This is a genomic window from Microbacterium sp. cf332 (assembly GCF_900102175.1).
In the GTDB taxonomy this organism is placed as follows: Bacteria; Actinomycetota; Actinomycetes; order Actinomycetales; family Microbacteriaceae; genus Microbacterium.
Genome location: NZ_FNKN01000001.1, coordinates 1,111,016 through 1,131,010, shown reverse-complemented (window position 1 = coordinate 1,131,010; position 19,995 = coordinate 1,111,016). Strand labels below are relative to the sequence as shown.

17 protein-coding genes are annotated in these 19,995 nt (G+C 70.9%); 13 read left to right on the top strand and 4 right to left on the bottom strand.

All coding sequences use genetic code 11. The features are described from left to right. The first annotated feature begins 1 nt into the window (after position 1). Positions 2 to 1,138 (top strand): UDP-N-acetylmuramate dehydrogenase, encoded by a 1,137-nt coding sequence (locus BLT21_RS05370; protein WP_091500704.1) that lies wholly within the window; start codon positions 2 to 4, stop codon positions 1,136 to 1,138. Positions 1,139 to 1,253: 115 nt separating this feature from the next. On the opposite strand, the gene BLT21_RS05365 is transcribed toward BLT21_RS05370, so the two are convergent. From BLT21_RS05365 to BLT21_RS05355, 3 genes are all read right to left on the bottom strand, one after another. After that, entirely contained in the window at positions 1,254 to 2,141 is an 888-nt protein-coding gene (locus tag BLT21_RS05365; protein ID WP_143024943.1) for a DUF559 domain-containing protein, read from the bottom strand. A 189-nt stretch (positions 2,142 to 2,330) separates the two neighbouring features. After that, complete coding sequence (locus BLT21_RS05360) at positions 2,331 to 3,530, bottom strand: pyridoxal phosphate-dependent aminotransferase (protein ID WP_091500163.1); 1,200 nt, start codon at positions 3,528 to 3,530, stop codon at positions 2,331 to 2,333. A 46-nt stretch (positions 3,531 to 3,576) separates the two neighbouring features. Continuing rightward, positions 3,577 to 5,232, bottom strand: a complete 1,656-nt coding sequence (locus BLT21_RS05355) for an ABC transporter ATP-binding protein (RefSeq protein WP_091500161.1) — start codon at positions 5,230 to 5,232, stop codon at positions 3,577 to 3,579. A gap of 166 nt (positions 5,233 to 5,398) precedes the next feature. Between BLT21_RS05355 and BLT21_RS05350 the strand changes: the two genes are divergently transcribed. From BLT21_RS05350 to BLT21_RS05295, 12 genes are all read left to right on the top strand, one after another. Then, positions 5,399 to 6,607: a dipeptidase gene (locus tag BLT21_RS05350; RefSeq protein WP_091500158.1), complete on the top strand. Its 1,209-nt coding sequence runs from the start codon at positions 5,399 to 5,401 to the stop codon at positions 6,605 to 6,607. Continuing rightward, positions 6,598 to 8,229: an ABC transporter substrate-binding protein gene (locus BLT21_RS05345; protein WP_091500155.1), complete on the top strand. Its 1,632-nt coding sequence runs from the start codon at positions 6,598 to 6,600 to the stop codon at positions 8,227 to 8,229. Before BLT21_RS05350 ends, BLT21_RS05345 begins: the two co-directional genes overlap by 10 nt. Before the next feature lie 18 nt (positions 8,230 to 8,247). Then, positions 8,248 to 9,210, top strand: a complete 963-nt coding sequence (locus BLT21_RS05340; protein WP_091500152.1) for an ABC transporter permease — start codon at positions 8,248 to 8,250, stop codon at positions 9,208 to 9,210. After that, positions 9,207 to 10,109, top strand: a complete 903-nt coding sequence (locus BLT21_RS05335) for an ABC transporter permease (RefSeq protein WP_091500149.1) — start codon at positions 9,207 to 9,209, stop codon at positions 10,107 to 10,109. The genes BLT21_RS05340 and BLT21_RS05335 overlap by 4 nt, the downstream gene beginning before the upstream one ends. Then, a complete protein-coding gene (locus BLT21_RS05330; protein WP_091500146.1) occupies positions 10,099 to 11,286 on the top strand; it encodes a M24 family metallopeptidase in 1,188 nt (395 codons plus the stop codon). Before BLT21_RS05335 ends, BLT21_RS05330 begins: the two co-directional genes overlap by 11 nt. A gap of 43 nt (positions 11,287 to 11,329) precedes the next feature. Next, positions 11,330 to 12,235, top strand: coding sequence for an alpha/beta fold hydrolase (locus BLT21_RS05325; RefSeq protein ID WP_091500144.1), 906 nt, complete (start codon positions 11,330 to 11,332; stop codon positions 12,233 to 12,235). After that, on the top strand, positions 12,235 to 13,263 hold the full coding sequence (locus BLT21_RS05320) for an Lrp/AsnC family transcriptional regulator (RefSeq protein ID WP_091500141.1): 1,029 nt from the start codon (positions 12,235 to 12,237) through the stop codon (positions 13,261 to 13,263). Before BLT21_RS05325 ends, BLT21_RS05320 begins: the two co-directional genes overlap by 1 nt. A 94-nt stretch (positions 13,264 to 13,357) precedes the next feature. Continuing rightward, entirely contained in the window at positions 13,358 to 14,239 is an 882-nt protein-coding gene (locus BLT21_RS05315) for an ABC transporter ATP-binding protein (protein ID WP_091500138.1), read from the top strand. Beyond that, on the top strand, positions 14,236 to 15,111 hold the full coding sequence (locus tag BLT21_RS05310) for an ABC transporter permease (RefSeq protein WP_091500135.1): 876 nt from the start codon (positions 14,236 to 14,238) through the stop codon (positions 15,109 to 15,111). Before BLT21_RS05315 ends, BLT21_RS05310 begins: the two co-directional genes overlap by 4 nt. A 29-nt stretch (positions 15,112 to 15,140) precedes the next feature. Next, positions 15,141 to 16,385, top strand: coding sequence for a sensor histidine kinase (locus BLT21_RS05305; protein ID WP_143024942.1), 1,245 nt, complete (start codon positions 15,141 to 15,143; stop codon positions 16,383 to 16,385). After that, entirely contained in the window at positions 16,382 to 17,023 is a 642-nt protein-coding gene (locus BLT21_RS05300; protein WP_091500130.1) for a response regulator, read from the top strand. Before BLT21_RS05305 ends, BLT21_RS05300 begins: the two co-directional genes overlap by 4 nt. A 298-nt stretch (positions 17,024 to 17,321) precedes the next feature. Continuing rightward, on the top strand, positions 17,322 to 18,188 hold the full coding sequence (locus tag BLT21_RS05295) for a hypothetical protein (protein WP_143024941.1): 867 nt from the start codon (positions 17,322 to 17,324) through the stop codon (positions 18,186 to 18,188). Between the two features lie 96 nt (positions 18,189 to 18,284). Here BLT21_RS05295 and aceB read toward each other — a convergent pair whose 3' ends face one another. Then, complete coding sequence (gene aceB / locus BLT21_RS05290) at positions 18,285 to 19,847, bottom strand: malate synthase A (protein WP_256335969.1); 1,563 nt, start codon at positions 19,845 to 19,847, stop codon at positions 18,285 to 18,287. Positions 19,848 to 19,995: the final 148 nt, after the last annotated feature.

Below are 19,995 nucleotides of genomic sequence, written 5' to 3'. Positions count from 1 at the left end.
CGTGCCCGAGATCGAGCCGCGGCCGCTCGCCGAACTGACGACGCTGCGTGCGGGAGGCGCGCCCGACCGGATGGTCGAGGCGCGCACCGTCGACGAGCTGGTGAGCACGCTGCGCGAGCTGTGGGCTGCAGGCGAGCCCTGGCTCGTCGTGGGCGGCGGGTCGAACCTGCTCATGGGGGACGAACAGTTCGACGGCACGGTCGTCGTCGTGCGCACCGCCGGCATCGACGAGCTCCCCTCGCCGCATCCCGGCCACCGGCGGCTGAGGGTGCAGGCGGGGCATTCGTGGGACGATCTCGTCGAGTACGCGGTCTCGGCCGGGCTCAGCGGCATCGCCGCGATGTCAGGCATCCCCGGAACCGCCGGCGCCGCCCCCGTGCAGAACATCGGCGCGTACGGCCAGGAGGTCGTGCAGACCCTCGTCGAGGTCGAGCTGCTCGACGAGGCCACCGGCGACGTGAGCGTCGTCCCGGCGTCCGATCTCGGTCTCGGATTCCGCACCTCGGTGCTCAAGCATCACCACGGCTCGGTCGCCGAGCGCTCGGCCGTCATCCTGTCGATCACGCTCGAGCTCGCGGACGTCGGGCACGGCGAGTTCGCCGTGCCCGGGCCACAGCTGCGCGGAGCCCTGGGTCTCGATCCCGAGGCGACCGTCACCCTTCGCTGGGTGCGCGAGACGGTGCTGTCGGTGCGGGCCAGCAAGGGCATGGTGCTCGACGACGCCGATCCCGACACCTGGAGCGCCGGGTCGTTCTTCCAGAACGCGATCGTCCCCGCTGCCTTCGCCCGGACGCTGCCCGACGCCTGTCCGCGGTGGCCGGTCGCGCCCGACCCCGTGGCGGATCGGGTCATCCCGCTGAACGAGTACTACGGGATCTCACCGACCGCCGGCACCGCCGAGCCCGACGTCAAGGTCAGCGCGGCCTGGCTCATCGAGCACGCCGGCATCGGCAAGGGGTTCGCGTTGCCGGGCTCACGCGCGGGGCTGTCGACCAAGCACGCGCTGGCGCTGACGAACCGCGGTGGGGCGACCGCCGACGAGCTGGGGGCCCTCGCGCGTTTCGTGCAGCAGCGCGTGCAGTCGGAGTTCGGCCTCATCCTCCAGCCCGAGCCGGTGCTCATCGGCGTGGAGCTCTGACCCGGCCGCCTGCCCTGCCCGGCCCGGCCCCGGCCCCTCCATCGACTCGCCAGGAAGTGCGGATGCGGGGCCGCCGGCATCCGCAGAACCTGGCGAGTCGACGGGGGAGCGGCGGTCAGAAACGTGACAGCAGGCGCCGGATGCGACGGATGAGGGCGCCGGGATCGTCGAAGTCGCGCGCGGTGACGACCGTGACCCGGTAGCCGAGGGACTCGAGCTCGGCCCGGCGTGACTGGTCTCGGCTCCACTGGCCGGGATCGCGGTGGTAATCGCCGTCGTACTCCATGACCAGCCGTGCGTCGCGGTACAGGAGATCGACGCGGGCGACGAACCGCCGGCCGTCGCGGATGACGACGTTCGTCTCGGGGCGAGGGAGTCCCGCCCGCACGAGGAGCACGCGCAGTTCGGACTCTCTCGGCGACTCGGCGCCGTCGTCGAGCAGCGTCAGGGCCTCGGCGCGGCGGACGGCGCCGCGGCTGCGACCGGCCCGGGCGTGCGCCTCCGCGAGCGCCTCGCGCGTGGTGCGCGGCCCGCGCCGGTCGAGCAGAGCATCGCCGGCGGCGACGAGCGCGCCCACGGCGACCGCCCCGCCGAGGTCGACCCAGGTGCGCTCCGGCGTCGTCAGGCGGATGCCGTCGACCTCGGCGACGTCGTCGTCGTGCAGGCCGAGCGCACGCCCGACGATCTCGGGGCGTCGGATGCGGTTCGCCGGCAGGGCCACGGCGAGGTGCGGGCGCGCCGACGCCGCGTCTCGCAGGCTGCGGGGGAGCGGCATCCCGTGGATGGCTGCAGCCGTGGGGCCGCAGAAGAACGCGTGGTCGGGCACGCGTTCGAGGATGAGCCGGAGCGTGTCGAGCTCACCGAGCGGCTCGCGCGATCGGGCACCGTGGAGCGGCCGCGTCAGGTCGAGTGCGCGCAGTCGTCCGGCGGTGACGCCGAGTTCGCGTGCCGATCCGACGAGGAACGCGGCCGGGAGCGATGAGGGAAGGTCGGTTCGTCGCATGCCCCACAGCATCCGCCGTCGCGGTGCCGCTCCGAGACCCCGCCCCCACCCCGTGGACAAGCCGCCGGCCCCCCCGTCCTGTGCAGGCTCCGCGAGCCCGCCGCCCGGTAGTCGACTCGCCAGCAACTGCGGGTGCGCGGGCGCTCCGACCCGCGTTTCGTGGCGAGTCGACGCCCGGCCGGGCCGGGGTCAGGAGAAGAGGCGCTGCAGGCGCTGAATGCCCTCGAGCAACTGCTCGTCGCCGAGGGCGTACGAGAGGCGGAGGTACCCCGAGGGGCCGAACGCCTCGCCGGGGACGACCGCGACCTCGGTCTGCTCGAGGATGAGGTCGGCGAGCTCGAGGGTCGTGTGCGCCTCGACGCCGCCCCACGTGCGGCCGAGCAGGCCGGTCACATCGGGGTAGACGTAGAAGGCGCCGAGCGGGTTCGGAACCTCGACGCCGGGGATCTTCGCCAGCTCGTCGACGATGAGGCGCCGCCGACGGTCGAAGGCGAGGCGCATCTGCTCGGCCTCGTCCTGCGGCCCGGTCAGCGCGGCGAGGGCGGCGCGCTGCGCGACGTTGTTGACGTTCGAGCTGAGGTGCGACTGCAGGTTGGCTGCGAGCTTCATGGCGTCGGACGGACCCACCATCCAGCCGACGCGCCATCCGGTCATCGCGTAGGTCTTGGCGACCCCGTTGACGAGGATGGTCTGCCCGGCGAGCTCCGGCACGGCCTCGACGATCGACACCGCGCGGGCACCTTCGTAGACGAGGTTCTGGTAGATCTCGTCGCTGACGACCCAGATACCGTGCTCGAGCGCCCACTGGCCGATGGCCGCGGTCTCTTCGGGCGTGTAGACCGACCCGGTCGGGTTGGAGGGCGACACGAAGACGAGGACCGTGGTGCGCTCGGTGCGCGCGGCCTCGAGCTGCTCGACCGTCACCTTGTACTCCTGGTCGGCACCGGCGAAGACCTCGACCGGGATGCCGTCGGCGAGGGCGATCGCCTCGGGGTACGTCGTCCAGTACGGTGCGGGCAGCAGCACCTCGTCCCCGGGGTTCACGACGGTCTGGAACGCCTGGTACACGGACTGCTTGCCGCCGTTGGTCACGATCACCTGCGAGGGCTGCACCTCGAGGCCGGAGTCGCGCAGCGTCTTCGCGGCGATCGCCTCGCGCAGCACCGGCAGGCCCGCAGCCGGTGTGTAGCGGTAGTTGGCGGGATCGGCCAGGGCGTGCTGCGCCGCCTCGACGATGAACTGCGGCGTCGCGAAATCGGGCTCGCCGGCGGCGTACGAGATGACGGGCCGGCCGGCGGCCTGCAGGGCCTTGGCCTTGGCGTCGACCTTGAGGGTCGCCGACTCGGCGATGGCGGAGAGCTTGCGGGACAGCGGTGCGCGTTCGGTCACCCTCCGAGCGTAGCGCCGGGGCCCGTCGGCTGGTGGTGGATGACGGTCATCGAGCCGCAGCCCCGACGAGGCGACCGCGCTCGGCGCGGGTCAGGGGAGGGATGGACGCGAGCAGGCTGCGCGTGTAGTCGTGCTGCGGTCGGTCGAAGATCTGTCCGACCTCGCCCGTCTCCACGCACTCGCCGCGATACATCACGAGCACGCGGTGGGCCAGGTTGCGGACGACGGACAGATCGTGCGAGATGAACAGGATGCCGACCCCGAGGCGTTCCTGCAGCTCGACGAGGAGATCGACGACCTGCGCCTGGATCGTGACGTCGAGCGCCGACACCGGTTCGTCGCACACGAGGATGTCGGGGTCGCGCATGAGCGATCGCGCGATGCCGATGCGCTGCCGTTGCCCGCCGGAGAACTGGTGCGGGAACCGGTACATCATGTCGGGCTTCATGCCGACGAGTTCGAGCAGCTCCGCCACACGGTCGCGCCGCTCCGACGCCGACCCGGTGCGCGCGACCGCGAGCGGCTCGGCCACCACATCCCGCACCCGCATGCGCGGGTCGAGTGAGGCGTACGGGTCCTGGAAGACCATCTGGATGCCCGGCTGGGCGGGCGGGCGCCGCCCGCGGGTGCGTCGGGTGATGTCGGCGCCGCGGTACATCACCGTTCCCGCGTCGCTGCTCTCCAGGCCGACGATCATCCGCGCGAGCGTGGACTTGCCGCTGCCCGATTCGCCGACGATGCCGAGGGTCTCCCCGCGGCGGAGGACGAGATCGACGCCGCCGATCGCCGCGACGGCGCGTCGCGCGAACGTGGGCCCCACCCGGAAGGTGCGTCGGAGCCCGGAGACCTCGAGCACGACCTTATCGCGCGCCGCAGGGTCGAGCACGCGCGCCGGGGCGGGATGCGGAGCCGAGGCCAGCAGTTCCCGGGTGTAGGGCTCGCGCGGTGCGGAGAAGACCTCGTCGGCATCGCCGGACTCGACGACCGCTCCGTGGCGCATGACGACCACCCGGTCGGCCACCTCGGTGACGACGCCGATGTCGTGGGTGATCAGCAGCACCGCCATACCGAGGCGTTCCCGCAGGTCGTGCAGCAGGCGCAGGATCTGCGCCTGCACCGTCACGTCCAGTGCGGTCGTCGGCTCGTCGGCGATGAGCAGCTCGGGCTCGAGTGCGATGGCCATCGCGATGAGGATGCGCTGCCGCATCCCTCCTGAGAACTGGTGCGGGTAGTCGTCGACACGGTCGGCTGCCGCCGGGATGCCGACGAGCTCCAGCAGCTCGACGGCGCGGGCCCGCGCGGCGCGACGGTTCATCCTCCGGTGAACGCGGAACACCTCGCCGACCTGGTCGCCGATCGTGAGGACGGGGTTGAGCGCCGACAGCGCGTCCTGCAGGACCATGCTCATGCGCGGACCGCGGAGCCGGCGGAACCGTTCTTCGTCGAGGGTCAGCAGGTCGGTGCCGCCGAGGCGCATCTCGTCGGCCGTGACGACGGCGGCGGCGTCGTGGATGCCCATGATCGCTCGCGCGGTGATCGTCTTGCCGGAGCCGGACTCGCCGAGCAGCGCGACGAGCTCGCCGGGGCGCACGTCGAGGTCGATGCCGTCCACCGCGCTCGTCACCGCCCCGTCCGAGCGGAAGCCGATCGTCAATCCGCGCACCCGCAGGACGGGGGCGGGGGAGGGGTCGATGTTCTGCACGCACCCATTGTTACCCCTGCGAGGTCGTCATTTGTTTCAAGAATGAAAACTATCTGCCGGATTCGCTCAGCTTTCTTGACACTTGCGCCGGATTGGCGACAGAGTCGCTGCATCACCCCCGAAGCGACGAGTGCTCGCCGGGTGCCGCTACGACCAAGGAGGACCCGTGCTCGAACCAGCAGAGCGCTACACCGGATATCAGGCCTACGACTACCTCGAGGCCGGGGTGGACTACCGCGTCTTCGACTACGCGAAGCAGATCGGCCGCGTCCCCGCGTACGGCGGGCTCGAGCTGTCGGGCTCCCAGGCCGACCGGGCGCAGCGCCTGCTCCGCGACGAGGTCGTCATCTCGCTGCACGAGCACGTCCAGGTGTTCCCCGAGAACATGGACTACCTCAAGGACCACATCCGTCAGGGCCGGGAACCCACCGGCTACGAGGGCCTGTCGCGCTCGGGCCTGACCGCGGTGTTCGACAACGGCATGGACGGTACCTGCTGCATCTCGAGCGACGCCGGGTGGAAGTACCAGGACGTGCTGTTCGACCTCGGCGTGCGCATGGCCGACCTCGCGCATCAGGACTACGTCATCAAGGGCGAGACGCTCGCCGACATCCGGCGCGCGCACGAGACGGGGCGCATCGCCCATGTCTTCGCGCTCGAGGCGGCGACGATGATCGAGAACGAGGTCGACCGGCTCGACGTCCTCTACGGCTTCGGCGTGCGCCAGATGGGCATCGCCTACTCCGAGGCCAACACCCTCGGCAGCGGCCTGAAGGAGCGCGGCGACGGCGGCCTCACCTACTTCGGCGAGCGTGCCGTCGCGCGGATGAACAAGCTCGGGATCGCGATCGACATCTCGCACTCCGGCGACCGCACCTGCGTCGACGTCGTCAAGGCCTCGACCAAGCCGGTGTTCATCACCCACGCGGGGGCCCGCACCGTCTGGCCCACCAACCGCATGAAGACCGACGAGACCATCATCGAGTGCGCTCGCCGCGGCGGTGTCATCGGCATCGAGGCCGCTCCGCACACGACGCTGTCGCCGTCCCACCCGAAGCACTCGCTCGAGTCGGTCATGGACCACTTCCAGTACTGCGTCGACCTCGTCGGCCTCGAGCACGTCAGCTTCGGCCCCGACACGCTCTTCGGCGACCACGTCGGTCTGCATCACGCCTTCGCCGCACAGCTGTCGCTCGGGCAGGCGCACGGGCAGGTCGAGTTCGAGGAGGTGCCCTACGTGGACGGCGTCGAGAACCCCGCCGAGGCGATGAGCAACATCATCGGCTGGCTCGTGGCTCACGACTACTCCGACGACGAGATCCGCGCCGTCGTCGGGGGCAACACCATGCGGGTCCTCGAGGAGGTATGGGTGTGACATCACACGGCAAACGCGCCGCCATCGGCGTCATCGCGGCATCCGCCGCACTAGCACTGAGCTCCTGCGCTCCGCAGGCGCCCACGGCGACGGAGGGGACGCCGGCGGGAGCCGGCGACGAGACCCTCACGATCGCCACGACGACGGACGTCGTCAACTACAACCCGCTGATCGGCAACAGCCGGAGCGATTACTGGGTGACGAACCTCATGTACCCGCACCTGCTGAGCATCGACGACGACGGTTCGAAGTCGCCGCAGCTCGCCGTCGAGTGGGGATACGTCGACGACACGACGGGGTTCTATGAGATCCGCGACGACATGACGTGGAGCGACGGTGAGCCGGTGACGGCGGACGACGTCGCCTACACGATGAACGCCGTCAAGCAGGATGCGCCCGCCGGCACCTACTACGGCCAGATGGGGAACTTCGCCTCGGCGGAGGCGGTGTCGGACACCCGCGTCGAGATCACGCTGTCGCAGCCCGACTCGTCCATCGTCGAGGAGATCGGGTTCTGGGGGAACGTCGTTCCCCAGCACGTGTTCGAGCCCGCCGGGTCCGTCGCGGAGTTCGCGAACGACGGCTCGGACGGCGGCTGGGTCAGCGCGGGTCCGTACGTTCTCACCGGGGTGCAGGTGGGTCAGTCCTACACGCTCGATCGCGTCGAGGACTACCCGCTCGTCGAGGGCGGCACGCCGATCCCCGCGCAGGTGGTGTACCGCGTCTATCCCGACGTCAACACGGAGATCCTCGCGCTGCAGAGCGGCGAGGTCGACGCCATCGCCAACTCGCTGCCGCCCGCCCAGGTCGAGCAGCTGCGCAACACCGCGGGTATCGAGGTCGTCGAGGTCACCGGCCTCGGATACGCCCACATGACCTACAACATGCAGCAGGCCGACCTGGCCAAGGTCGAGGTGCGCCAGGCGCTCGCGCACGCCGCCGACTACGAGGCGATCCGGTCCGTCGTGCTCCAGGGGCAGGCCGTCTCGACCGGGTCGAGCCCGCTGATGCCGGTGCTGTCGAAGTACTACGACGACGGCATCACCGAGTACGAGTACGACCCGGAGATGTCGCGCGACCTGATGGAGCAGGCGGGCTACACCGCCGGCGCCGACGGCATGTTCCCCGTGTCGTTCCGTCTGCTGTACTCGCTGCAGGACCCCGTGACGAGCCAGTGGGCTCAGCTGGTCAAGGACGGCGCCGCGGAGGCGGGCATCGCGATCGAGTTGCAGGGCCTGGAACGGAACACGTACCTCGCCCGGACGAACGAGGGCGACTACGACATCTACGCGGGCAACTTCGCGATCATGGACGACCCGGTGACGAACTTCAGCCTGTCGTACCTGCCCGGCGGGGCGATCAACTACACCTACGTCGACGACCCCGAGCTGAACGGCCTGATCGCCGAGGCCGGCTCGACGTTCGACGAGGACGAGAAGATCGAGCTCATGCGCGAGGCGGCACGGATCGTGCACGAACAGGTCTACGACAACGTGATGTACACGCAGAACCTGTACGTCGCGCACAGCTCGGAGTGGACCGGATTCGTCTCGAAGCCCAGCGAGCTGCTGTCGATCGTGAACCCCGAGTCGATCGCCGGCGCCTCCAAGGTCGCCGAGTAGCAGGGAGAAGGGCCGCTCATGTCCATCGCGCTGTTCGCGCTCCGCCGTTTCGGCCGGGGGCTGTTCACGATCCTGTTCGCCGTGACCGTGACGTTCCTCCTGCTGCGTCTCCTGCCCGGTGACCCGGCGCTCGCGATCGCGAGCCCGAACATGACCGACGAGACACGGGCGGCCCTTCTCACCCAGTACGGCCTCGACCAGCCGCTCATCGTGCAGTACGTGCTGTACCTCGGGCAGATGCTGCAGGGGAACCTCGGCACGAGCTTCACGCAGTCGATCCCGGTGGTCGACGTGCTGATGCAGCGGCTGCCGTGGACGCTGCTCCTGACGATGTCGGCGCTGTTCCTGACGATCGCCGTCGGCATCCCGCTCGGCGTGCTGGCCGCATCCCACCGGAACCGCTTCCTCGACCGGCTCGTGCAGGTGTTCGGTGTGACCGGGCAGTCTCTGTTCGTGCCATCGGTCGGCATCGTCCTGCTGTTCTTCTTCGGCCTCGTCCTGCGGGCGTTCCCCATCGGCGGCGCCTACGACGACGGGGTCTACGGGGTGGAGTGGTACGGGTCGGTGCTGTCGCATCTCGTGCTGCCGGTCGTCTCGCTCACCCTCATCCAGCTCGGGTCGTACGTGCTGACGATGCGGGCGACGCTGATCGACGCCCTCGGCGAGGACTACATCACGCTCGCCCGCGCGAAGGGGGTGCCGCCGCGCAGCATCCTGTGGCGGCACGCCGTGCGCAACGCTCTGCTCCCGGCGACCACGCTCATCGGACTGCAGCTCGGGTTCCTCGTCGGCGGAGCCGTCCTGACCGAGACCGTGTTCGCCTACCCCGGGATCGGACGCGGGATCTACGAGGCGGTCACGCAGCTCGACTTCCCCGTCCTCCAGGGGGCGTTCCTGCTGCTCGCGGCCACCGTCGTCGTCGCGAACCTGCTCACCGACACCGCCTACGGCTTCCTCGACCCGAGAGTGAAGACAGCATGACCGCCCCCCTTCCGGCGACCGAGGTCGTCGCTCCCGTCATCGAGACCGCCGGAGCCGACGGCAGGCGGGCCAGCAGACAGACGTGGCGGGCCTTCCGCCGTCAGCCGCTCGGCATGATCTCGCTCGCGATCCTGCTCGGCCTCGTCGTCGTGGCGTTCGCGGCACCGCTGCTCGCGCCCTACCCGGCGAGCTACGGCACCGACGTCCTGCGGGCACCGAGCGGCACGCACTGGTTCGGCACGGATGCGCTCGGTCGCGACGTCTTCGCCGAAGTGGTGTGGGGCACGCAGCAGTCGGTCCTCGTCGCGCTCGCGGCGTCGGCCATCGCGATCGCCTTCGGAACGCTCATCGCCATCATCGGCGCTTACTGGCGTCCGGTGGACGCCGTCGTCAGCGTCCTGGTCGACCTCACGCTGTCGCTGCCCGTCCTGCCGCTGATGATCCTCGTGGCCGCCCTCGTCGGGCCTTCGACGTCGACGATCATCCTCGTGGTGGCGGCGTTCTCGTGGCCCGAGGTCACCCGCCTCGTGCGGTCGCAGGCGCTCGCCGTCGTGCAGCTGCCGTACATCGACGCCGCGCGTCTCATGACGCGGAACTCGGCGTGGATCCTCGGGCGCCACGTGCTGCCCGCGGTCACACCGGTCGTCGTCGTCTCGGTCGTGGTGACCGCGTCGCGCGCGGTGCTCTCGGCCGCCGGGCTGTCGTTCCTCGGACTCGGCGATCCGACGACCTGGTCGTGGGGACGCATCCTGTTCGAGGCGCAGCAGTCGGGCGCGATGGTGAGCGCCTGGTGGCTCACGCTGTTCCCGTCGCTCGCGATCCTCGCGCTCGTCCTGTCCGCCACGCTGCTCTCCATCGCCTACAACGACGCACGGAATCCGAGAAGCCATGAACGCTGAGACCGCCTTCCGGCAGCGCCTCGCTCCCGCCGTCTACGACCGCATCCAGACCCGCCTGCGCGGCCGGCTCGACGACGAGGGGATCTCCGCGATCATCACGGACGACCCCGAGGATGTGTCGTACCTCACCGGCTTCTTCCACCACTCCGGCGAACGACCGGTCGCGGTCTACCTCGACGCCGACCGCACCGTCCTGCTCGTGCCCGCGCTCGAGAGGCAGCACGCCGAGGAGCAGTCGGCCCGAGCCGAGATTGTGGACTTCGCGGAGTATCCGGGTCTCGAGAACCCCTTCCTGCCGCTCGCTCGCGCCACACCGGAGGCCCCGCGCAGCGTCGGCATCACGACGCGCATGACCCTGCATCGCCTCGCGCTGCTGCAGGCCGCCCTGCCCGACACCGCGTTCGCTCCGACGGATGCCGTCACCCGTGCCCGCTTCGTCAAGCTGCCCGAGGAGATCGCGCTGCATCGCGAGGCGGCGCGCATCACCGATCTCATGCTCGAGACGGGGGTCGCCCTCGTCCGCGAGGCGGTCGCGGCCGGCGGCGAGCTGCCCTCCGAGGCGGAGCTCGCCGCGCACGTCGGGCGCGACGGAGTCGGACGGATGTACCGCGAGCACGCCGACGTCGTCGTCATCTCGTTCCTCGCGGGCGGACTCGTCTACGCCGCTGCGAACTCGGCCCTGCCACACGGTCTGCCGTCGTCGTACCGGCTGCGACCCGGCGACACGTTCATGCTGTCTCTGGGCGCCGCCGTGGGCGGGCGCTTCGTCGAAGGGGAGCGGACCTTCGTCCTCGGCGACCCGACACCCGAGCAGCGCCGCTACCACGACGCCGTGCGCGACGCGCAGGCCGCGGGCGGGCGCGCGATCGCCGCCGGCGTGCGGTGCGCGGACAGCAACCGCGTCTGCCTCGACGTCATCCGCGATGCGGGTCTCGGCGGGTATCTGCGGCACCGGCAGGGGCACGGGATCGGTCTCGGCATGCACGAGCCGCCCTGGCTCGAGGACGGCGATCCCACAGTGCTCGAGGAGGGGATGATCGTCTCGAACGAGCCGGGCATCTACATCCCGGGCCACGCGGGCTACCGCATCAGCGACAGCATGCTCGTCACCGCCGACGGAGCCGAGCCGCTGACGGCGTACCCGCGCTCGCTCGACGACTGCGTCATCCCGCTCTAGGCGCTACCGCGCGCCCGCCCACCGCTCGATCGGAAGGAAACCCATGGCAGACGAGACCGTGTCACCGGAGTTCGCCCGCGCGACCAGCACCGCCCAGCGGGTGCGCATCAACGACAACGAGTTGGCGGTCGAGGTGCTCGGCCCCGACGACGCGCCCGTCATCATCGCCCACCACGGGGCGCCGGGCCTGGGTTCGCGAGCCGAGCCGCGCGCGAGCTTCGGGCGGCTCGCCGACGAGTATCGCGTCGTCGTGTTCGATGCCCGTGGCAGCGGCGAGAGCGAGGGGGCCGGCACGCTGAGCCACGAGCAGTGGGCTGCAGACATCGACGGCCTCCGTGCGTGGTTGGGTGCCGAGCGCATCATCATGGCGGGCGGATCCTACGGCGGGTTCATGGCGATGGAGTATGCGATCCGCTATCCCGACCGGGTCGAGGCCGTCGTGCTGCGGGACACCGCCGCCGACAACTCCCACGCGGCGCTGGCGCGCGAGAACGCGCTCGCGAGCGACCGGGTCGAGGTCGACATGGAGAAGTTCGACCGCATCGACGAGGGACGCGTGCGCGACGACGACGACCTGCGTGACTGCTGGCGCGAGATCCTGCCGCTCTACGACTTCACCTACGACCCCGAGGCGACCGAGCGCAAGGTGCAGGCGACTCCGTACCGGTACGAAGCACACAACTACGCCTTCTCGGTGAATCTGAAGGAGTACGACCTGAAGGCTCAGCTGCCGGGCATCGGTGTCCCGACGCTCGTGACCGTAGGCCGGACCGACTGGATCACCCCGGTATCGTGCAGTGAGACGATCGCGGGACTCATCCCGGGAGCCCGGCTCGAGATCTTCGAGAAGTCGGGTCATTCACCTCAGATCGAGCAGGCGGAGGAATGGACGAGCACGGTTCGCGACTTCCTGCACGAGGTGCGTCCGGCGGCGGCGTCGGGCCGCTGATGGGGCAGCTCGTCCTCGAACGCCTCACCGAGGTCGACAAGCGCATCGTCGTCGCGCTGCAGCGCGACGGACGGGCCAGCTGGCGCGCGATCGCCGACCGCATCGGAGCGCCCGTCTCGACGGTCTCGCGGCGTGGTCAGCAGCTGCTCGCCGACGGCCTCGTGCGCGTCGCCGCCCTGCCGGCCCTGGATGCGGACGGCCCGCACGCGCAGTTCCTCGTCCGCATCAACTGCTCGCCCGGATCGCATGTCGCGGTCGCGGAGGAGCTGGTCCGCAACCCCTCCGTCCGCTTCTGCACCATCGTGACCGGCAGCTACGACATCATCGCCGAGGTGGTCGTGCGCGGCACCGCCACCCGGTACCCGCAGCTCATGCTCGACCTCCAGCCGATCGACGGGGTCGAACGGTGGCGCAGCGATCTGATCATGCACGTGTACAAGGTGAGCTACGACTGGGGGCGGCAGCTGTACGCCGATCTGCTGTCGGACCAGCCGGTCGCCACCGAGACCGACAGCGACGAGACGTGCGACCCCGATCATCTCGACGACGTGGATCGGCAGATCCTCGACGTGCTCCGCCACGACGGCCGCGAGTCGTTCCAGCGGGTCGGCGAGGTCATCGGACTCAACGAGTCGAGCGTCCGGCGGCGGTTCGATCGGATGAAGGAGCACCGTTGCGTGGACGTCGTCACGCTCGTGCAGTCGGCGGCCCTCGGGATGGAGGCCGAGACCTTCCTCTCGGTGACGGTCGCGCCCGCACGGATGGAGGCGGTGGCCCGTGAGCTCGCGCGGTACCCGTTCGTCCGCTACCTCGCCGCGACGCTCGACCAGAATTCCCTCCTGTGCGAGGTGATCACCACCTCTGTCGACGAGCTGTACTCCTTCGTGACGGACTCGCTCGCCCACCTCGATGGCGTGCTCGGCTGGTCGGCGAACATGGAACTGCTCTTCCTGAAGCGCGGGTTCATCGAGACGCCGTGGTGGCGTGCGCAGCTGCAGTCTCCGAGCGCGGACGGCGACGGCGCCTGAGCGGTTCGGTCCGCGCGGGGTCCACCGATCGGTGGACGACGGATCGACCGGATGACCTCTGCCGTGCGGGCCGCCCCTCGTGCACGCTGGAGGCATGACCACGAGAGCGAGCGCACCGACCGTAGTGCGCGGCCTGACCAAGCGCTACGGCGACCTGACCGCCGTCGACGACGTGAGCTTCGATGTGCCGGCGGGCGGCGTCTTCGCCTTCCTGGGGACCAACGGTGCGGGCAAGTCGACGACGATCGGCGCCCTGACGACCGTCATCCAGCCGGATGCCGGCTCGCTCGAGGTCGCGGGCCACGACGTGCTCACCGACGGCGATGCCGTGCGGCGGGCGATCGGGGTCGTGTTCCAGGACTCCCTCCTCGACGCCGCACTCACCGTCCGCGAGAACCTCGCGGTGCGTGCGCGGCCCTACCTCGGCTCGACGGCGGCCATCCGGGACCGCATCGATCATCTCGCCGAGATCATCGATCTGCGCGACTTCGTCGACCGTCGCTACGGACGGCTGTCGGGCGGGCAGCGTCGTCGCGCCGACATCGCGCGGGCGCTGCTCCACGATCCCGAGATCGTCTTCCTCGACGAGCCGACGACGGGTCTCGACCCCGCGAGCCGTCAGATGGTGTGGCGCACGATCCACGAGCTCCGCGAGCGCGCGGGACTCACCGTCTTCCTCACGACCCATTACCTGGAGGAGACGGAGGAGGCCGACCAGGTGTGCATCATCGATCGCGGACGCATCGTCGCCGACGGCACACCGGCGCAGTTGCGGGCGCGCTACAGCTCCAGCGTCCTGTCGCTCGTCACCGCCGGCGGAGACGAGCGGATCGCTGTGGCGGACGCCACGGAGGCGCGCCGGATCCTGACCGAACGGGGCGACGCGGTGCTCGACTTCGAGTTCCGTCACGGACGCATGGACGACGTCTTCCTCGCGCTCACCGGGCGGGCCGGCGCGGGGGAGGAGTCGCGATGAGAACCGTACGCGCCTATGTCGGCCGCAACCTCCGGCTGTTCTACCGCGACCCGCTCGGGGTGTTCTTCTCGTTGACCGGCGCGCTCGTCGTGTTCCTGCTGTACGCGCTGTTCCTCGGGCAGATGCAGGTCGACTCGCTCGCGGCGACGCCCGGCTTCGACGGCGACGCAGCGCGCGACTTCGTCGACTCCTGGATGTTCGCCGGCGTCGTCGCGGTCGCGGCGGTCACGACGCCGCTCGGCGCGCTCTCGACCTTCGTCGAGGACGCCGCGACCGGTCGGTTCCGCGACTTCCTCGTCTCCCCGGTGCACCGGGCGCAGCTCGTGCTCGGCTACCTCGGCTCGGCATTCGTGATCGGACTGATCACGACCCTCATCGTGCTCGCCGTGGCCCTCGGCTACCTCGCCGCCACCGGCGGCACCCTCCCGGACACCGGGCAGATCGCGCGGATCGTGCTGTGGACCGTGCTGTCGGTCGCGGCGTACACGGCCCTGTGGGCGTTCGTCGTGTCGTTCCTGCGCACGAGCGGGTCGTACTCCGGTCTCTCGACGCTCGTGGGGACCCTCACCGGTTTCGTCGCCGGCGCCTACATCCCCGTCGGATCGTTCCCCGACGCGGTGCGGGATGCCGTCGGCGTGCTGCCCTTCGCGCAGTCGGCGATGCTCGTCCGACGCGAGTTCGCGGCGGGGCCGCTCGACCGGCTCGCCGGCGACGCACCGGGCGCCGTGGACGAGCTCGCCCGCGTCTACGGGCTCGACCTCCAGGTGGGTACGGCGACGGTTCCGGTCGGGGTCGCGGTGGTCATGCTCATCGCGGTCGCGGTCGTCTTCACGGTGCTCGCGTCGGCGCGCATCCGTTCCCGCATCCGCTGACGCGGGCCACGCACCGGCAGGATGGACTCGTGATCAGTCGCAGATGGGTGGATGTCGCCGTCGCCGCCGTCGTGGCGCTCGGCATCGGCATCCTCGTCCTCGGAGCCCTCAGCGGTCGCGGCGCCGCCGGCTCCGCCGCGGAGCGTCTGCCGTGGGGTGCGGCCGGGCTCGGCCTGCTCGTCGCCGCCTACGTCGTGGCACGTCCGTCGGCCGGTGCGGAGGACGCCCGGCGGTTCCGGGCCTTCCTGGCGATCGCCTTCGTCGGGCTGGCGGTGATGACCTTCGCCGATCCGTCGCTCGCGACGATGCAGGTGATCGCGTATCCGCTCGTCTGGATCTTCGCGCCCGCGCGCCGCGATGGCGTCTCGGGGTCAGTCGTCGTCGGTGTCGGCATGTTCGTCGGCTATGCGGGCGGCTTCGTGTTCGCCCTCGACGCTGTCGTCGAGGCACTTGCCGTCGCGGTGCTCTCGGTGGCGTTCTCGATCGCGATGGGCTGGTGGATCACCGCCATCGCCGAGTACGGGCAGGAGCGGGCCCGACTGCTCGCGGAACTGTCTGAGGCGCAGCAGCAGGTCGAAGCGCTCAACCGCGACCGGGGGGCATCCGCCGAGCGTGAGCACCTGGCCCGCGAGATCCACGACACGCTCGCACAGACCCTCGCGGGGTTGGTGATGCTCGCGGAGCAGGCGGGCAGGCGCTCGCGCGGCGGCGATGCCGAGGGCGCCGCCGAGGCCGCCGAGCGGCTCGAGGCCGCCGCGCGCGAAGCTCTCGGCGAGGCCCGAGCGATCGTCGCGCGCACCGCGGCGGTTCCGGGCGATCCCGCACTGGGGGCGGCGGTCGAGCGTCTGGTCGAGCGTTTCCGCGCCGACACGGGATTGGCGATCGCGGTCGTCGACACACTGTCGACGGCAGCGCCGGCACCTGCCGGAGCGGCGGGGGATGAGACCATCGGCCGCGAGACGCAGGTGGTGGTGCTGCGCTGCATGCAGGAGGCGTTGGCCAATGTCCGCAAGCATGCCGGCGCCGCCCGGGTCGACGTCGGCCTGGCGCGGGACGACGACGGCTGGCTGCGCCTCGAGGTGCACGACGACGGGCGCGGGTTCGATCCGGGGTCGCCGCGCACTGGGTACGGACTCGACGGGATGCGCGAGCGGGTGGCGCTCGCCGGCGGCTCGGTCGAGGTCGCCGCGACGGCGGGCGCGGGAACGACGCTGACCGTACGGCTTCCGGCAGCGGCGGCGCTCGCATCCGGACGCGAGGCGCTGCCCGCATGATCCGGCTGCTCATCGTCGACGACCATCCCATCGTGCGTGCGGGGCTCGCGGGTCTGCTGGCCGACGAGCCGGGCTTCGCCGTCGTCGCGGAGGCTGCCGACGGCGAACAGGCCGCGCAGCTCGTCGCGCAGACGCGGCCAGACGTCGTGTTGATGGATCTCCGCATGCCCGTGCTCGACGGCGTCGCCGCGACCGCCCGCATCATCTCCGACCGCGCCGAGGCGTCGACGCCTCGGGTGCTGATCCTGACGACGTACGAGAGCGACGATCAGATCCTCGCGGCGATCGAGGCCGGGGCGAGCGGGTATCTGCTGAAGGCGGCGCCGCGCGAGGAGATCGTCGCCGGCATCCGGTCGGTCGCGGCGGGACAGTCGGCGCTGTCGCCCGCCGTCGCCGTGCGTCTGGTCGAACGGATGCGGCGGCCCGAGCCGCCCGCATCCGCCCTCACTCCACGCGAGACCGACGTGCTGCGCCTCGTCGCAGCCGGGCACGGCAACCGGCAGATCGCCGTGCAGCTGGGGATCGGCGAGTCGACGGTCAAGACGCATCTGCTGCGCGTCTACGACAAGCTCGGCGTCGACAGCCGCACCCGTGCCGTCACCCTCGCGCTCGAGCGCGGCCTCCTCCCGCCCGCCTGACCCTGCCCCCACCCCCACCCCCAACCCGTCGACTCGCCAGGAAATGCGGATGCGGTGGGTGCCCGATCCACAGTTCGTGGCGAGTCGACGATCGTTATGCCGTCGTCACCCGCGGGATGGAGGTGCGTCATAGCGTGGGGGAGAGGTGGAGTGCCGGAGGGACGAGCGGGTGCGGATGCGGGTGCGGACGATTCTGGCTGCGGGTGCGGCGACGTGTGCGGCGACGGCGCTCGTGCTCGTGCTTGCCGGGTGCGCGTCTGTGCCGCTCGGGCCTGCGCCTATCCGTGAGGTCGCGACGGTGTCCGACACGATGTCGTGTCCCGGTCTGATACCCGACCCCCTTCCCGGCGCCGGCCTCGTGCCCGAGGACTTCGACGCCGTCGCCGTCGTGGAGTGCGCGGGCGGCGTGACGCGCGAGGACGCCGACGGTGTCATCGCGGGGGCCGAGGTGGTGCGCTACGAGGGCGACCTCACCGAGTTCCTCGACGCGATGGGCGCGCCCAGCGATCCCGGCCCCGCGGCGGTCTGCTCCGCCGTCGCGTATGGTTTCCGCCCACTCTGGGCAACCGATGCGGCGGGCCGTTTCGTGCCGCTGTCGTTCCCGCTGACCGCGTGCGGCGGGCCGAAGGAAGAGGAGGCGCTCGCTGCCCTGGCTCGCCTCGACGTCATCGACCGCACGTTCTCGGGCGCCGAGCGGATCGAACTGCGCGAGGCGACAGAGGCGGGCTGTGCAACGCGTGCGGGGGTGGCCCCGCTCGAGCTCTTCGGAGGGACCTCGCCCGGCTCGTCACCGCTCGACGGTGTGACCGGAGCCCGGGTCTGCGTCTATCGAGCTGACGCCCCCGACGCCCCCGACGCGGACGCCGACGCCGGGACGCCGGTCGTCATGGGCGAGGGCGGCGTCTTCGACGGGGTGTTCTCGCTCGACGCCGCATCCGCCGGTGCCGTGCTCATGGCCGCAGCCGCACCCCCGGGCGGTGCGCACTGCGCCGAGACGGCGTCGCGATTCGTCGTGGTGCACCCGCGCATCGCCTCCGCGCCGGAGGAGTCCCACCCTCCGCTGACGGTCGAGCTCGACGGCTGCCAGCGCATCGTCGGCACCGACTTCCAAGCCCGTCGCGCCCCCGCCGGCCTCATCCCCCTCCTCCTCCTCCCGCCCCGCTGAAGCCCCCACCCCCCACCCGTCGACTCGCCAGGAAAGGCGGATGCGGTGGGTGCCGGACCCGCAGTTCGTGGCGAGTCGACGGAGGGGAGAGGGGCCTCAGAGGTACTTCGCGTAGGCGGGGAGCGTCAGGAAGGCGGGGAACTCCGCACCCAGGGCGACCTCGCGGAACAGGGCCGCAGCGTCGTCGAAGCGATCGCCGTCCCGGCGCTCGGTCTCGGCCAGCACATCCTCGACGAGGCCGTCGACCCAGGCGCGGGTGATCGGCGTCCCGTCGTCCGTCGTCCGGTCCTGGTGGATCCACTGCCAGATCTGCGAGCGGCTGATCTCGGCGGTCGCCGCATCCTCCATGAGGTCGTCGATCGCCACGGCCCCGATGCCGCGCAGCCAGGCCTCGAGGTAGCGCACCGCTACCGACACGTTGGCGCGCACACCGGCTGTGGTGATCGGCAGTCCGATGTGGCAGTCGATGAGCTCGGATGCTGCCACCTCGACGTCGTCGCGGCGCCGATCGAGCTGGTTGGGGCGGTCGCCGAGTACGGCGTCGAACTCTGCCCGCGCAACGGGGATGAGGTCGGGGTGCGCGACCCACGTGCCGTCGAAGCCGTCGCCCGCCTCGCGCCGCTTGTCTGCGGCGACCTTCTCGAACGCGGCCCGAGTGATCTCGGGATCGCGACGGTTGGGGATGAACGCGCTCATCCCGCCGATCGCGTGCGCGCCCCGGCGGTGGCAGGTCTTGACGAGCAGCTCGGTGTACGCGCGCATGAACGGCACGGTCATGGTCACCGCGCTGCGGTCGGGCAGCACGAACCGCGCCCCGCGGCCGCGGTAGTTCTTGATCATCGAGAAGATGTAGTCCCAGCGCCCGGCGTTCAGGCCCGCGCAGTGGTCGCGGAGCGCGAAGAGGATCTCGTCCATCTCGAACGCCGCGGGAAGCGTCTCGATCAGCACGGTCGCCCGGATGGTGCCGTGGGCCAGTCCCAGCCGTCGCTCGGTGAACGAGAAGACGTCGTCCCACAGCTGCGCCTCGGCGCTCGACTCGAGCTTGGCGAGGTAGAAGTACGGCCCGCGGCCGTCGTCGACCAGACGCACCGCGTTGTGGAACGCATACAGCCCGAAGTCGACCAGTGACCCCGAGGCGTCGAGCGTGCGACCGGTGCGGTCGGTCCAGGCGAGGTGCTTCTCGGTGAGGTGCCAGCCCCGCGGGCGCATGACGATCGTCGGGGTGCGCTCGGCGGTGACGGCGTAGCGCCGCCCGTCGGGACCGGTGTGCTCGAGCTCGCCGCGGATCGCGTCGCGCAGGGACAGCTGCCCGCCGATGACGTTCCGCCAGGTCGGCGAGGTGGCGTCCTCCTGATCGGCGAGCCACACCCGGGCCCCCGAGTTCAGCGCGTTGATCGTCATCTTGGGGTCGGTGGGCCCCGTGATCTCGACACGGCGGTCCTCGAGGCCGGGTCCGGCGCCCGCGACCCGCCACGAGTCGTCGTCGCGGATGTGCGCGGTGTCGCTGCGGAACGACGGGTCGGCACCGTTGCCGATCTCGAAGCGGCGCCGCATCCGGTCGGCGAGGCGGTCGTGGCGTCGACCCGCGAACCGGTCGTGCAGCGCGGCGACGAAGTCGAGCGCGTCGGGGGTGAGGATCTCGTCGAATCGCGAGTGCATGTCGCCGCGCACGGCGAGGGCGGGTTCGTGCGCCTGCACGGCGACGGGTCCCGTCCAGCTGCGTCGCCGGGTCTGCGTGTGTGTCTCTGCCGTGGTGTCTGCGATGGTCATGGTCTCGTCTCCTGGGTCTCTCCCGTCGACTCGCCAG